This is a genomic window from Agrobacterium sp. CG160-95 (genome assembly GCF_053521725.1).
Genome location: NZ_JBNWDU010000002.1, coordinates 391,575 through 404,652 on the forward strand (window position 1 = coordinate 391,575; position 13,078 = coordinate 404,652).

The following is a 13,078-nucleotide window of genomic DNA, read 5'->3' on the forward strand; positions in this document are numbered from 1 at the left end:
GCTTAGCCTCTGATGGCGCGAAGGCGGCGCACAACGATGGGTATGGCGATGGTGATGATTAAAAGCAGGCCGACGAAGATCGACATGACGATGCCAGGCACGTTCAGAAGACCGAGGCCGAAGGTGACGAGGCCCATGACGAAGGCAGCGATGACGACACCTGCAATGGTTCCGGAGCCGCCGAGAATGGACACGCCGCCGAGCACCACCATGGTCACGACTTCAAGCTCCCAGCCTTGAGCAATCGAGGGGCGGGTGGAACCGAGCCGCGAGGTGAGGCAGACGGCGGCGATGCCGCTCATCAGGCCAGTCAAAAGGAAGAGGATGAATTTCACCCGCTCGACGGGAATACCGGAAAAACGGGCGGCAAACGGATTGTTGCCGATCACGTAGACCTGCCGGCCGAAATTGGTGGCGTGCAGCAGAATGGCGAAGATGACGGCCATGGCGAGGAACAGTACGAATTCGAAGGAGATGACCGAGTATACGTAACCCTGACCGAAATAGGCGAAATCCGCCGGATATTTGCCATAGGCCTGATCACCCAGCACCATATAGGAAATACCGCGAAACAGGCTCATCGTGCCGATGGTGACGACGATGGATGGCAGTTTGAGGCCAGCGACGAGAAAGCCGTTGAACGCCCCGCAGAGTAGCCCGGTTCCGATGCCGATGGCGACGAGCCCCGGCGTGCCAACACCCATCTGCACCGCCGCACCCATTGCGGTGGAGGCGAGAGCGATGATGGCGGCGACTGAGAGATCAATCTCGCCAGCGATGATCAGAAGCGCCATCGCAAATGCGATGATCGCCTTTTCGGTGAAGTTAAAGGTCGCGTCGGACAGGTTCCAGGCATTGAGGAAATAGGGAGAGGCAAACGAATTGGCGATGAAGATGAGGATCGCGACGCCGAGCAGCAGCACTTCCCAGCTCGCCAGAAGACGGCGCAACGGCGTGCCGAGCTTGTCTGGAATGATGCGTGGCTTCTGCGCGGGTTGAGAATTCGTACTCATGTTGCGGCCTCCTTGGCCTGATCGCTTGCCGCCCGGTCGCGCAGGATGATGCGCCCTTTTCGAGCTTCGGCGCGGGCGTTGAAGACGACGGCGAGCACGATAACCACGCCGGAAATCGCCATTTGCGCGAAGGGGGAAATGCCGATGACGGGCAGGGCGTTCTTGATGACGCCGAGAAACAGTGCGCCGAGCACAGCGCCTGCCACCGAGCCAATGCCGCCGGCAATGGAGATGCCGCCAATCACATTTGCCGCCACGCTATCGAGTTCGAAACCGGCGGCGATATCCACATAGGCAACGGCATAACGCGACACCCAGAGATAGCTGGCAAGTCCTGCCAGTGCACCCGACAGAACGAAAGCCAGAAAGCGTGTGCGGCCCACATCGATGCCGGCATAGACCGCAGCGCCCGGATTGCCGCCGGAAGCGTAGGCGGAGCGGCCGAAAGAGGTCCGGCTGAGCACGAGCCAGGCGCCGGCGATGATGAGGATGGCGACCCAGGATAAAACCGGCATGCCGAGGATCATGGTGCGCGGCACGTTCAGGAAGGTCGGCGAAAGCTGGTGCGCATTCACCCAGCCGCCGCCCGACAGCACGAAGGCCATGCCGCGATAGATGGTGAGCGTGCCGAGCGTGACGACGATGGGCGGAATGCCGAGCCACCAAACGAGAATGCCGTTGATCGATCCCAGAAATGCGCCGATGCCGACCGCCATGGCGATGAGAAGCGGCAGTGGAATTCCCGGGAAGGCGGCATTGGTCATCGCCACTGCCATGCCGGTGAAGGCGAGGTTGGCGGCAACCGAAAGATCGATGGATTTGGTGAGAATGACCGCCATCTGGCCAAGCGCCAGGATGATGAGGATGGAGGTATCGTTGAAGATATTGACGAGATTGGCCGGCTTGCCGAAACCGGGCGCGCGCAGCGCAAAGCCTGCGATCATGATGACGATGATGCCCGCCAGCAGCCATTCGCGATTTTTGAGAAAACGTTGCATGGTTTTGCCCCTCTCAGGCGTTGCCGGTGGCGGCGCGCACCAGCTTTTCCGGAGAAAAATCGGCGCGTTCGAACAAACCTGCCATCAGGCCTTCGCGCATGACGATGGCGCGGTCGGACATGCCGAGAATTTCGGGAAGTTCGGATGAAATCATGATGATGGAGAGACCTTCGGCCGCCAGCTCGCTGATGAAGCCGTGCACGGCGGCCTTGGAGCCGATATCGATGCCCTTGGTGGGTTCATCGAGAATAATTACTTTCGGCTGCGTGGCGAGCCATTTGCCAATCACCACCTTCTGCTGGTTGCCGCCGGAAAGCGTGCCGACGGGCACGGACAGGGCGGCGGCGCGCAGGTCGAGGCGTGAGGCATACTTGCGCGCCAGAGCAAATTCGTTTGCGGCGGCGAGAAAGCCCTTGCGAGAGGTGCGGGCAAGAGAGGGCAGCGACATGTTCTGGTAGATCGGCATGTCCAGCGCCAGCCCATGCCGTCCGCGCTCTTCCGGCACATAAACGATGCCGGCGCGGATCGCATCCTCCGGCGAACGGATGACGAGCGGTTCGCCGTTGAGGGTAATCTGTCCTGAGGCTGGGCGCGTGATGCCGAAAAGCGACTGGCACAGTTCCGACCGCCCGGCGCCGATCAGCCCATAAAGGCCAAGAATTTCGCCTTTGCGCAGATCGAGAGAAATATCGCGAAATTCCGTCTGGTGTGAATAATTTTGCACCGAAAGAACCGTCGGACCGAGCGCGACCGCCTGCTTGGGAAAGGCGTTGGTTACGTCGCGGCCAACCATCAGGCGCACGATCTCGTCCTGCGGGGTGGCGGCGAGATTACCCGCGCCGACCATCTTTCCGTCCCGGAATACGGCGTAATTTTCAGCGATTTCATATACTTCATCGAACTTGTGGCTGATGAACAGGATGGCCTTGCCCTGCCGCTTCAGGTTTTCAACGATGCGGAACAGATCATCGATTTCCTTGCGGGAAAGGGCGGCTGTCGGTTCGTCCATGATGACGATACGTGCCTCGACGGAAAGCGCTCTGGCGATTGCCACGAGGTGGCGCTGCGCGATGGAAAGGTCCTTCAGCCGAATGGACGGATCGATGGTGCTTTCGAGCTGTTCAAGCAGGACCCCGGCGCGCGCATTGATGGTCTTCCAGTCAATGAGGCCGAAACGGCCTTTGGGCGCATGACCGAGGAAGATGTTTTCGCCCACGGAAAGCTCGTCGAAAAGCACGGTTTCCTGATGAATGGCGGTCACGCCGGCATCGATGGCATCCTGTGCGCCGTGAAAGGTGACGGGCCGGCCATCGAGAAGGATTTCCCCTTCATTCGGGCGGTAGATTCCGGTGAGAATTTTGACGAGCGTGGATTTTCCAGCACCGTTCTCGCCGATCAGCGCCGTGACCTTGCCGGGATAAAGCGCGATATCGACGCCATCCAGCGCCTTCACGCCGGGGAATATCTGGCTGATGCCGCGCATTTCCAGAATGGGCGTCGCGCTGGAAGTCTCGGTAACGTCTAAGATTTTGGTTTCAGCACGCATCATTCCGTCTTACCGGTTGGTTTTGAGTGTAGCGGCGAGAGGCACCCCCCCTCTGCCCTGCCGGGCATCTCCCCCCAAAGAGGGGGGAGATCGGCAAGCGGATACACCCTGCCTATGGAACGAGCGGGTGCGGCATATCGATCTCCCCCCTTGAGGGGGAGATGCCCGGCAGGACAGAGGGGGTTAGCCTCCGCACTGCCGGAAATTATTCAGATCAGAAAATCTTCGAGAACTGATCGATGTTCTTGGCGTCATAAATGAAGGGATCGGCCATGGCCGCTTCGCTATTTTCGCCGACCTTGATCTTGCCCATGCGGCCGGCTTCGATTTCCGAGCCCGGTTTGCCGTCTGCTTCACCCTTCACAAGGCGGTAGGCAATCTGGGTGGCGGAATAACCGAGGTCGATCGGGTTCCAGATGGCGAATTCCTTGGTTGCGCCTGATTTGATGGCGCCAGCCATCTCCGAGGGCAGGCCAAGGCCCGTCACAAAGACCTTGCCGATCTTGCCCGCATCCTTCACGGCCTGAGAGGCCGCAAGAACGCCAACCGTCGTCGGTGCGACGATGACCTTCACATCAGGATGGGAGGAAAGCAGGCCCTGTGCTTCGCGGTAGCTCTTGTCGGCAAGGTCGTCACCATAAACGGTGGTAACGAGGTTGAGGCCGGGGAAGTCCTTCAGCTGCTTCTTCATCTCATCGATCCAGATATTCTGGTTCGTGGAGGTGGTGGTGGCCGAAAGGATGGCGAAATCGCCCTTGCCGCCTTCCAGGTGCGATGCGGCAAGCTGCAGGCACATCTTGCCGATCAGCGCGTTGGACGAGGGGTTGAGCTGCAGAATGCGGCCTTCAGGTGCCACGCCGGAATCCCAGGAGATGACCTTGATGCCGCGCTGCGCCGCCTTTTTCAGCGCCGGAACTACGGCGTCCGGGTCATTGGCGGAAATGGCGATGGCATCCACGCCCTGCGCGATCAGCGAATTGATGACCTCGATCTGGCCTTCCGCGGTGGTGCTGGTCGGGCCCGTATAGATGATCTCGACGCCACCGAGGTCTTTTGCAGCCTCCTGCGCGCCCTTGTTGGCGGCTTCGAAAAAGCCGTTGCCAAGTGATTTTACCACCAGCGCGATCTTCACATCGGCTGCCTGGGCAACGCCGCCAAGACCCGCGACGGAGAGCGCCGCGCTAAGTGCCAGGACGCTCGTCAATGTTCTGCGTGTAAGTTTCATGTTCCTTTTCCTCCCGTTTTTGAACCTGTTCCTCTCTTCGGTGCTTCCTCAAGCGACCGAAGAGGAATCCTCCTCATCAGGCGGGTTGGCTATCTTGCCATCCCCCGCTGCGCCGGCGATCAGCAATTCGACGCCGGCATTTTCAACCATCCGCGCCGCCTCATCCGAAATCCCGTCATCGGTGATGATGGTCGAGACGTTTTCGAGTGGGCATAAAATCAGGCTGGATCGTTTTTTGAATTTCGAGGAATCGACCATCACGATCAGCTCTTCCGCCTGCCGCATCAGCTTCTGCTCGCTCTGGATCACCAGCGCGTCCGATTCCATGATGCCGAGTGCGCCGATGCCCTGCGCGCCGAGAAAAATTCGCCTTGCGTAAAAATTGCGGATGGCATCGTTTTCGAAGGGCGACAGGATAAGGCTTTGATCGCGATAGATCGCGCCACCAGGCACGCTGACATTGCATTTGGAATGTTTGACCAGATGCTCCGCAATCGCGAAGGAATTGGTCATCACCTGCAGCCGTCGCGCCGCCATGTAGTGCACCATCTGGAATGTGGTCGTGCCGCCATTTAAGATGATCGCATCACCGTCATTACAGAGATCAACCGCCTTGCGCGCAATTGCGCGTTTCTTGTCGATGTTGACCGATTCGGACACGCGGAACGGTCGCGCGGCCAGATTGCCCAACTGCGGTGGATGCACCGCTTCGGCACCGCCACGCACGCGCCTCAACTTTCCCTGAACATGCAGGGACGCGATATCCCGGCGGATCGTTGCTTCCGACGCATCTGTCAGTTCGGCAATATCCTGCACCGTCACGACAGCTTTTTCCTGTGTGGCGCTCAAGATGATGCGATGGCGTTCGCGTTCGTGCATGTGGTCCTCCTGATTGTGATTATTCGCAATCTCTTTACGTTGTCAATCAAGAACGATCAAATTAATCAATATCGCGCTGCAACATGAAAATTTATGATCGTTTTTGATTGACATTCTGCTTTTGTATGCGCGATATCTGCCTTCAACGGAGGCGGGCCGATATCGGCACCGCGAATGCAGACTTGACTTGGGAGGAAGACATGACGGGAAAATCCCGCCTTCTCGAAAGCCGTTGGGACGATGCCTATGCCAAAACGCTCGATGAGCCTGGCAAGCTGCTTTATCGCTCCAATCTGCTTGGCGCCGACAAGCGCATCACCAATTACGGCGGCGGAAACACATCCGCGAAGGTGCTCGAAACCGATCCGCTGACGGGCGAGAAAGTCCGCGTCATGTGGGTTAAAGGGTCCGGCGGCGATGTCGGTACCATCAAGCTCGATGGTTTTGCGACGCTTTATCTCGACAAGCTGGAAGCGCTAAAGGGCATTTACAAGGGTGTCGAGGATGAGGACCGCATGGTCGGCTTCCTGCCGCATTGCACTTTCAACCTCAACCCACGCGCCGCCTCCATCGATACGCCGCTGCACGGCTTCGTGCCTTTTGATCATGTCGATCATATGCATCCGGATGCGATCATCGCGATTGCCGCCTCCAAAAATTCGAAAGAACTGACGCAGCAGATCTTTGGCGATGACATCGGCTGGCTTCCCTGGCGCCGTCCCGGTTTCCAACTGGGTCTCGATCTCGAGGCTTTCGTAAAAGCCAACCCCGAGGCCAAGGGCGTTGTGCTGGAAAGCCACGGTCTGTTCACCTGGGATAACGACGCCAAGACATGTTACGAACTGACGCTCGCCATCATCAACAAGGCGATCGAATGGTTTGCGGCCAAGACCGAAGGCAAGACGATTTTCGGCGGTGCCGTTGCCAGGAGCCTGCCACTTGCCGAACGCCGCGCGATTGCTGCGCGGTTGATGCCGGAAATCCGTGGTCGGATCGGCCGCAAGGAGCGCAAGCTCGGCCATTTCGATGATCAGGACGCGGTTCTGGAATTCGTCAATTCCAAGGATCTGAAGCCGCTCGGAAATCTCGGCACCTCCTGCCCGGATCATTTCCTGCGCACGAAAATCCGCCCGCTGATCCTCGATCTCGATACGGCAAATCCCGATGTGGATGCGCTGACAGCCGGTCTCGACAAGGCGCTAGAGGCATACCGCGCCGACTACGTCAGATATTATGAGGCGTGCCGCCATGATAATTCGCCTGATATACGCGACCCGAACCCCGTGATTTTCCTGATCCCCGGTGTCGGCATGCTGTCCTTCGCCAAGGACAAGGCAACCGCCCGTATCGCCGGTGAATTTTACGTCAACGCCATCAACGTCATGCGCGGCGCTTCCACCGTGTCCGAATATCAGGGCCTACCCGAACAGGAAGCCTTCGATATCGAATATTGGCTGCTGGAAGAGGCAAAGCTCCAGCGCATGCCGAAGCCGAAAAGCCTTGCCGGACGCGTGGCCTTTGTCACCGGTGGCGCCGGCGGCATCGGCCGGGCGACGGCGGAAAGGCTGGCAGCGGAGGGCGCCTGCGTTGTTCTCGCCGATATTGACGAGGCGGCGCTGGAAGCGGCCAAGGGCGATTTCGCGAAGCGCTACAGTGCTGATGCGGTGCGCAGCGTCAGGCTGGATGTGACGCAGGAAGACGCGGTCATTTCCGCCTTTGCGGAAGCGAGCGTGGAATTTGGCGGCGTGGATATTCTCGTCTCCAATGCCGGCATCGCCTCGTCTGCACCGGTGGAAGACACGACGCTTGCCATGTGGAACAAGAATATCGATATTCTCGCGACGGGCTATTTCCTCGTGTCGCGGGAAGCATTCCGGCTACTCAGGCGTCAAAATCTCGGCGGCAACGTGGTGTTCGTCGCCTCTAAAAACGGTCTTGCCTCTTCGCCCAATGCTTCTGCCTATTGCACGGCCAAGGCGGCGGAAATCCATCTTGCCCGTTGCCTTGCTCTGGAAGGGGCGGAAGCCGGCATTCGCGTCAACACCGTCAATCCCGATGCCGTTCTGCGCGGTTCGAAGATCTGGAACGGCGAGTGGCGCGAGCAGCGCGCGGCCTCGTCCAAGATCGAGGTGACCGATCTGGAGGAACATTACCGCAAGCGCTCGATGCTGAAGCTCAATGTATTCCCGGAAGACATCGCCGAAGCGATCTACTTCCTGGCGTCCGACGCGTCGGCCAAATCAACCGGCAATATCATCAATGTCGATGCCGGCAATGCGCAGAGCTTTACGCGGTAGGAATTTCGGCACGTCTCACCTCCGTCATCCCGGCTTAACGCCGGAATGACGGAGGGGGCGATGATCGAGCATGCACTGGACCGATTCCGGGGAGGAAGAGATGACCGACACCAAAATCGCCGCCGATGTGATCGCGGCCGAAAACGACAAGCGCGCCGCCGCGCTGAAGGACGACTATGATGCGCTGGGCAACCAGCTCGCGCGTCGCAACATCGATATCGATGCTGTCACCGCCAAGGTCGCGGAATTCTTCGTCGCTGTTCCATCCTGGGGCGTCGGCACCGGCGGCACCCGTTTCGCCCGCTTTCCGGGCGAAGGTGAGCCCCGCGGCATTTTTGACAAGCTGGATGATTGCGCCGTCATCAACCAGCTGACACGGGCGACGCCGAATGTCTCCCTGCATATTCCGTGGGACAAGCAGGACCCGAAGCGTTTGAAGGACCATGCCGACACGCTGGGTCTCGGCTTCGACGCCATGAATTCCAATACCTTCTCGGATGCACCGGATCAGAGCCATTCCTACAAATACGGTTCGCTCAGCCACACCGATGCCGCAACGCGGGGCCAAGCCGTGGAGCACAACATCGAATGTATCGAGATCGGTAAAGCCATTGGTTCCAAGGCGCTGACGGTGTGGGTTGGCGATGGTTCCAACTTCCCCGGCCAGAGCAATTTCACCAGAAGTTTCGAGCGCTATCTCGCGGCCATGGCCGACATCTACAAGGCGCTGCCGGATGACTGGCGCATCTTTTCCGAACACAAGATGTTCGAGCCGGCCTTCTATTCCACCGTCGTGCAGGATTGGGGCACCAATTACCTCATCGCCAATACGCTCGGTGAAAAGGCGTTCTGCCTCGTTGATCTCGGTCACCATGCGCCGAACACCAATATCGAGATGATCGTCTCCCGGCTCATCCAGTTCGGCAAGCTCGGTGGTTTCCACTTCAACGATTCGAAATATGGCGATGACGATCTGGATGCCGGCTCCATCGAGCCTTACCGCCTGTTCCTCGTCTTCAACGAGCTGGTAGATGCCGAACATCGTGGCGTGAAGGGCTTCCATCCCGCCCATATGATCGACCAGTCGCACAATGTGACCGACCCAATCGAAAGCCTGATTTCCAGTGCCAACGAAATCCGCCGCGCCTATGCGCAGGCGCTGCTGGTGGATCGCGCGGCTTTGGATGGCTACCAGCAAGACAATGATGCGTTGATGGCCTCCGATACGCTGAAACGGGCCTATCGCACCGATGTCGAGCCGGTTCTCGCTAAAGCAAGGCAGTTGGCGGGCGGCGCGATCGATCCTGTTGCCACCTACCGGGCGAGTGGTTATCGCAAACGGGTTGCGGCGGAACGCCCGGCTTCGATCGGTGGCAGCGGCGGGATTGTTTAGGGGTTGGGGTTTGAGGGGACAGGCGGAGAAGCCGAGCCTACTTACAAACCTTGCCTCAAACGCGACGTCATCCTCGGCCTTGTGCCGAGGATCTGCCGACATTTCACAAAATAGATAGGTAGCAGATGCTCGGGACAAGCCCGAGCATGACGAAGGTGAAGGTGTATGTCACCACCTCACCAACTCCTCTGCGCCGTTCCCTCACTCCGCCAAAGGCGATTGCCTGCGGACCTGAAACGTATGCTCCGGCCCCGGAAACGCACCGGAGCGCACCTCTTCGGCATAACCTGCCGCTGCCTGTGAAACGGTCGCACCCAGATCGGCGAAACGTTTGACGAATTTCGGTTTGAAATCGGTGAAGAGACCGAGCATGTCGTCGGAAACCAGCACCTGCCCATCGCAGGCCGGTGATGCGCCGATGCCGACAGTCGGGACGGAGAGTTTTTCGGTCAATTCGCGCGCAAGCGGCTCGACGGTACCTTCCACGACAATGGCGAAAGCACCGGCCTGATCGACCGCAATCGCATCGCGCCAGATTTTCTGCGTTTCCGCATCTGAATGTCCAAGAGAGCGGAAACCTCCGGCGGTGTGGACCAGCTGCGGCATCAGCCCGACATGGCCGAACACCGGAATGCCGCGCGCCACGAGAAAGGCGATGGTTTCGGCCATTTCCTCACCGCCTTCCAGCTTCACGCCATCACAGCCGGTTTCCTGCATCAGCCGCACGGCGTTGCGGAACGCCTGTTCCTTTGATTCCTGATATGTCCCGAAGGGGAGATCGACGATGACGCAGGCGTGTTCCACACCACGCATGACGGCGCGGCCATGGGCGATCATCATATCCAGGGTGACGCCGACCGTCGTGTCCATGCCATAAAGCACCATGCCGACTGAATCGCCAACCAGCAGCAGGTCGCAATGCGGATCGAGCAGGCGGGCAATCGGCGTCGTATAGGCGGTGAGGCAGACGATGCGCGCACCGCCTTTCATTTGCTTGATGGAGGCTGTCGTCAGCCGCTTCTGTTTCGCGTGCGTGCTCATCGTGCAGCCTCCTGTTTGCCGGTTTTATCACGTCCGATGACGCGGTTGTCGAGAAGGCGGGTGCTGCCGACCCGCACGAACAGTGCCACTAGCACAGGCCGGGCCTGCAGCGAAGCCACGGGGGCCAGCGTGTCGGGATCGCGCACTGCCACGACTTCGGGCAACGCCAGCTTCTCCTTGGCGATGAATTTTTCTATTGCTGCTTCGAACGCGGCCGGGTCGTCGCATCCCTCATTATACAGCCGCTCGGCCTCATCAAGCGCGCGCGGCACAATTACGGCGGCGGCACGCTCTTCAAGGCTCAGGTAGACATTGCGCGAGGAGCAGGCGAGCCCATCCGCCTCACGTACGGTGGCGACGGGAACGACGCGGACTGGCTGGGCGAGATCGTCCACCATGCGCCGGATCAGCGTTACCTGCTGGTAGTCCTTTTCACCGAAATAGGCGGCATCCGGCTGCACGAGATTAAAAAGCTTGGTGACAACAGTCGTAACCCCGGCAAAATGCCCCGGCCGTACCGCACCTTCCAACTGGCTTCCCAGTTCCGGCACATCCACCACGGTCTGCATCGGGCGCGGATACATCTCCGTAACCTCGGGTGCGAAAAGAATGTCGACACCTGCCTCTTCCAGCAGCGCGCTATCGCGGGCGAGATCGCGGGGGTAACGGGCAAGATCCTCATTGGCCCCGAATTGCAGCGGATTGACGAAGATCGAGACCACCGTCACGTCGTTCTCCGCCTTCGCCCTGGCAACCAGCGTCAGATGGCCGATATGCAAAAAACCCATGGTCGGCACGAAGCCGACGGTCTTGCCATCGCGACGAAACTTGGCGGTCAGACCGCGCAACTCGGCGACGGTTTTTACAAGGCGCATAGGTTCTCCTCCGGCTCCCCGATCGCCCTCCGGCGAAAGGTGGTGGATAGAACTCGATTTGCCGAACGGGGTCAACGCGGCTGTGGGCATTATATCGATTAAGACCTTGAGCGGTGGTTCAGGACCCGCCAGCCCAAATCGGCGGGCGTTTTCCAGCGAAGGCGTCTCTGCCTTCGCGCGCCTCCTCGCTGCTGCTGATCTTCGCGATGACGCTTTCGGCAAAGGCGAGCCGTTCACTGGCCGGCATGTCGCGCATCGTCAGCAGCGCTGCCTTTCCGGCGGCGACTGCGCCCGGCGCGTTCTGCCGCAAGCGGGCGAGTACTCCCTCGATCACGCCATCGAGTTCGGCACGTGGCGCCGTGCGGTTGATGAGGCCGATGCCTTCGGCCTCTGCGGCGGTGACCGGTTGCCCCAGATAGGCCATTTCGTGGAGGCGGCTCAGCGGTATTTTGGCCAGAAGTTTCGCCGCCACCATGGCCGGGAAAAGCCCGACGCGAACTTCCGGCAGGCCGAACTCAGTATGATCGGCAGCATAAGCGAGATCGCAGGCCGCGATAAGGCCTAGCCCACCCGCCAGCACCCGGCCATTGACGCGGGCGATGACGATTTTGTTGCAGGTCTCGATAGCGCGCATCACATTGGCGATGGGGTTCGTTCCGTCTCGCGAGAGGAACATGCCACCAGCGCTTTCCTTCAGATCGGCCCCTGAGCAGAAGCTACGGTCGCCCGCCGCCGTTATCACCACGGCACGCAGGTCGCCGTCGCTGGATGCCGTCCGGATCGCATGCGTCAAGGCGTCCGTCATCGCGGCGTTCATGGCGTTGTGGACGTCCGGCCGGTTAAGCGTCAGCCACAGAACGTCCTTGCGCTTCTCGCTCAACAGCTCACCCACCATGTGCATTATCCTCCATCTTTACGGCAAGCAGTGCCTTACCGGCGCGTGCCGCATTTGCCCTGCCGAGATGGCGACTTATCCAGTCTCCCGTTCTCGCCACCGCCATCAGGTCGATGCCGGTTTTGATGCCAAGCCCGTGCAGCAGATAAACAACGTCTTCGGTGGCGACATTGCCGCTTGCGCCCGGCGCAAAGGGGCAACCGCCGAGCCCGGCCACGGAACTGTCGAACACACAAATACCTTCCTCAAGCGAAGCCAGCACATTGGCGACGCCCTGCCCATAGGTGTCGTGGAAATGCATGGCGAGTTTTTCGCGCGGGATGCGGGTCGATACATGTTGGATGAGCTTGCGGATTTGCCCGGCAGTGCCGACACCAATCGTATCGCCGAGCGAGATTTCGTAGCATCCCATGGCGACAAGCGCTTCGGCCATCGCCGCCACATCTTCGGGTGCGACCGCGCCGTCATAGGGGCAACCGGCGATGCAGGAGACATAGCCGCGCATGGGGATGTTACGGCTGGCCGCTGCCTCCGAAACATCGCGCAGGCGCTCGAGGCTTTCGGCGCGCGAACAGGCGATATTGTGCTGGCTGAAGCCTTCGGATGCGGACACGAAAACGGCTATCTCCGTCACACCGGCTTCAACGGCGGCCTCGAAACCCTTGATATTGGGAACGAGCGCCGGATAGGCGGTATTGGGATGTCGTTTGAGGCCTAGAAGCACCTCCTTCGACCCTGCCATTTGCGGAACTTTTTTTGGCGAAACGAAGGCTCCCGCCTCCACCACCGCCAATCCGGCCGCAGCCAGCCGCTCGATCAACCTGATCTTGATGGCGGTGGGAACCTCAGCAGTTTCGTTTTGCAGGCCATCACGTGCACCGACCTCGACGATCTTGACGGTTTTGGGCAATGCCAT

At 59.7% G+C, this 13,078-nt stretch carries 11 protein-coding genes; 2 read left to right on the top strand and 9 right to left on the bottom strand.

Annotation, left to right across the window (positions count from 1 at the left end; all coding sequences use genetic code 11):
* Positions 1–2: 2 nt before the first annotated feature.
* From ACQZ63_RS08510 to ACQZ63_RS08530, 5 genes are all read right to left on the bottom strand, one after another.
* Positions 3–1,013, bottom strand: a complete 1,011-nt coding sequence (locus ACQZ63_RS08510; RefSeq protein ID WP_003511205.1) for an ABC transporter permease — start codon at positions 1,011–1,013, stop codon at positions 3–5.
* Entirely contained in the window at positions 1,010–2,011 is a 1,002-nt protein-coding gene (locus tag ACQZ63_RS08515; RefSeq protein WP_113555411.1) for an ABC transporter permease, read from the bottom strand. The genes ACQZ63_RS08510 and ACQZ63_RS08515 overlap by 4 nt, the downstream gene beginning before the upstream one ends.
* Before the next feature lie 13 nt (positions 2,012–2,024).
* Positions 2,025–3,560 (bottom strand): sugar ABC transporter ATP-binding protein, encoded by a 1,536-nt coding sequence (locus ACQZ63_RS08520; RefSeq protein WP_025595484.1) that lies wholly within the window; start codon positions 3,558–3,560, stop codon positions 2,025–2,027.
* A gap of 211 nt (positions 3,561–3,771) precedes the next feature.
* Positions 3,772–4,782, bottom strand: a complete 1,011-nt coding sequence (gene rhaS / locus ACQZ63_RS08525; protein WP_003511200.1) for a rhamnose ABC transporter substrate-binding protein — start codon at positions 4,780–4,782, stop codon at positions 3,772–3,774.
* Between the two features lie 48 nt (positions 4,783–4,830).
* Positions 4,831–5,661 carry a DeoR/GlpR family DNA-binding transcription regulator gene (locus ACQZ63_RS08530; protein ID WP_003511198.1) on the bottom strand — a complete coding sequence of 277 codons (831 nt, stop codon included), beginning with the start codon at positions 5,659–5,661 and terminating at the stop codon, positions 4,831–4,833.
* Positions 5,662–5,861: 200 nt separating this feature from the next.
* On the opposite strand from ACQZ63_RS08530, the gene ACQZ63_RS08535 reads away from it, so the two are divergent.
* Both ACQZ63_RS08535 and rhaI read left to right on the top strand, forming a co-directional pair.
* Positions 5,862–7,958 carry a bifunctional rhamnulose-1-phosphate aldolase/short-chain dehydrogenase gene (locus tag ACQZ63_RS08535; protein ID WP_113555410.1) on the top strand — a complete coding sequence of 699 codons (2,097 nt, stop codon included), beginning with the start codon at positions 5,862–5,864 and terminating at the stop codon, positions 7,956–7,958.
* A 100-nt stretch (positions 7,959–8,058) separates the two neighbouring features.
* Positions 8,059–9,351 (top strand): L-rhamnose catabolism isomerase, encoded by a 1,293-nt coding sequence (rhaI, locus tag ACQZ63_RS08540; RefSeq protein ID WP_019564794.1) that lies wholly within the window; start codon positions 8,059–8,061, stop codon positions 9,349–9,351.
* A 201-nt stretch (positions 9,352–9,552) separates the two neighbouring features.
* On the opposite strand, the gene panB is transcribed toward rhaI, so the two are convergent.
* From panB to ACQZ63_RS08560, 4 genes are all read right to left on the bottom strand, one after another.
* The gene (panB, locus tag ACQZ63_RS08545; protein WP_113555409.1) at positions 9,553–10,392 is read right to left on the bottom strand and encodes a 3-methyl-2-oxobutanoate hydroxymethyltransferase; all 840 of its coding nucleotides are present in this window, start codon (positions 10,390–10,392) and stop codon (positions 9,553–9,555) included.
* Positions 10,389–11,267 (bottom strand): pantoate--beta-alanine ligase, encoded by an 879-nt coding sequence (gene panC / locus ACQZ63_RS08550; RefSeq protein ID WP_112178406.1) that lies wholly within the window; start codon positions 11,265–11,267, stop codon positions 10,389–10,391. The genes panB and panC overlap by 4 nt, the downstream gene beginning before the upstream one ends.
* Before the next feature lie 118 nt (positions 11,268–11,385).
* Complete coding sequence (locus ACQZ63_RS08555; protein ID WP_113555408.1) at positions 11,386–12,162, bottom strand: enoyl-CoA hydratase-related protein; 777 nt, start codon at positions 12,160–12,162, stop codon at positions 11,386–11,388.
* The gene (locus ACQZ63_RS08560) at positions 12,152–13,078 is read right to left on the bottom strand and encodes a hydroxymethylglutaryl-CoA lyase (protein WP_113555407.1); all 927 of its coding nucleotides are present in this window, start codon (positions 13,076–13,078) and stop codon (positions 12,152–12,154) included. Before ACQZ63_RS08560 ends, ACQZ63_RS08555 begins: the two co-directional genes overlap by 11 nt.

What these genes read in the sequence shown, in the direction of transcription:
- ACQZ63_RS08510 (WP_003511205.1), bottom strand. Translation starts at nt 1,013, where the DNA reads ATGAGTACGAATTCTCAACCCGCGCAGAAGCCACGCATCATTCCAGAC.
- ACQZ63_RS08515 (WP_113555411.1), bottom strand. Translation starts at nt 2,011, where the DNA reads ATGCAACGTTTTCTCAAAAATCGCGAATGGCTGCTGGCGGGCATCATC.
- ACQZ63_RS08520 (WP_025595484.1), bottom strand. Translation starts at nt 3,560, where the DNA reads ATGATGCGTGCTGAAACCAAAATCTTAGACGTTACCGAGACTTCCAGC.
- rhaS (WP_003511200.1), bottom strand. Translation starts at nt 4,782, where the DNA reads ATGAAACTTACACGCAGAACATTGACGAGCGTCCTGGCACTTAGCGCG.
- ACQZ63_RS08530 (WP_003511198.1), bottom strand. Translation starts at nt 5,661, where the DNA reads ATGCACGAACGCGAACGCCATCGCATCATCTTGAGCGCCACACAGGAA.
- ACQZ63_RS08535 (WP_113555410.1), top strand. Translation starts at nt 5,862, where the DNA reads ATGACGGGAAAATCCCGCCTTCTCGAAAGCCGTTGGGACGATGCCTAT.
- rhaI (WP_019564794.1), top strand. Translation starts at nt 8,059, where the DNA reads ATGACCGACACCAAAATCGCCGCCGATGTGATCGCGGCCGAAAACGAC.
- panB (WP_113555409.1), bottom strand. Translation starts at nt 10,392, where the DNA reads ATGAGCACGCACGCGAAACAGAAGCGGCTGACGACAGCCTCCATCAAG.
- panC (WP_112178406.1), bottom strand. Translation starts at nt 11,267, where the DNA reads ATGCGCCTTGTAAAAACCGTCGCCGAGTTGCGCGGTCTGACCGCCAAG.
- ACQZ63_RS08555 (WP_113555408.1), bottom strand. Translation starts at nt 12,162, where the DNA reads ATGGTGGGTGAGCTGTTGAGCGAGAAGCGCAAGGACGTTCTGTGGCTG.
- ACQZ63_RS08560 (WP_113555407.1), bottom strand. Translation starts at nt 13,078, where the DNA reads ATGGCATTGCCCAAAACCGTCAAGATCGTCGAGGTCGGTGCACGTGAT.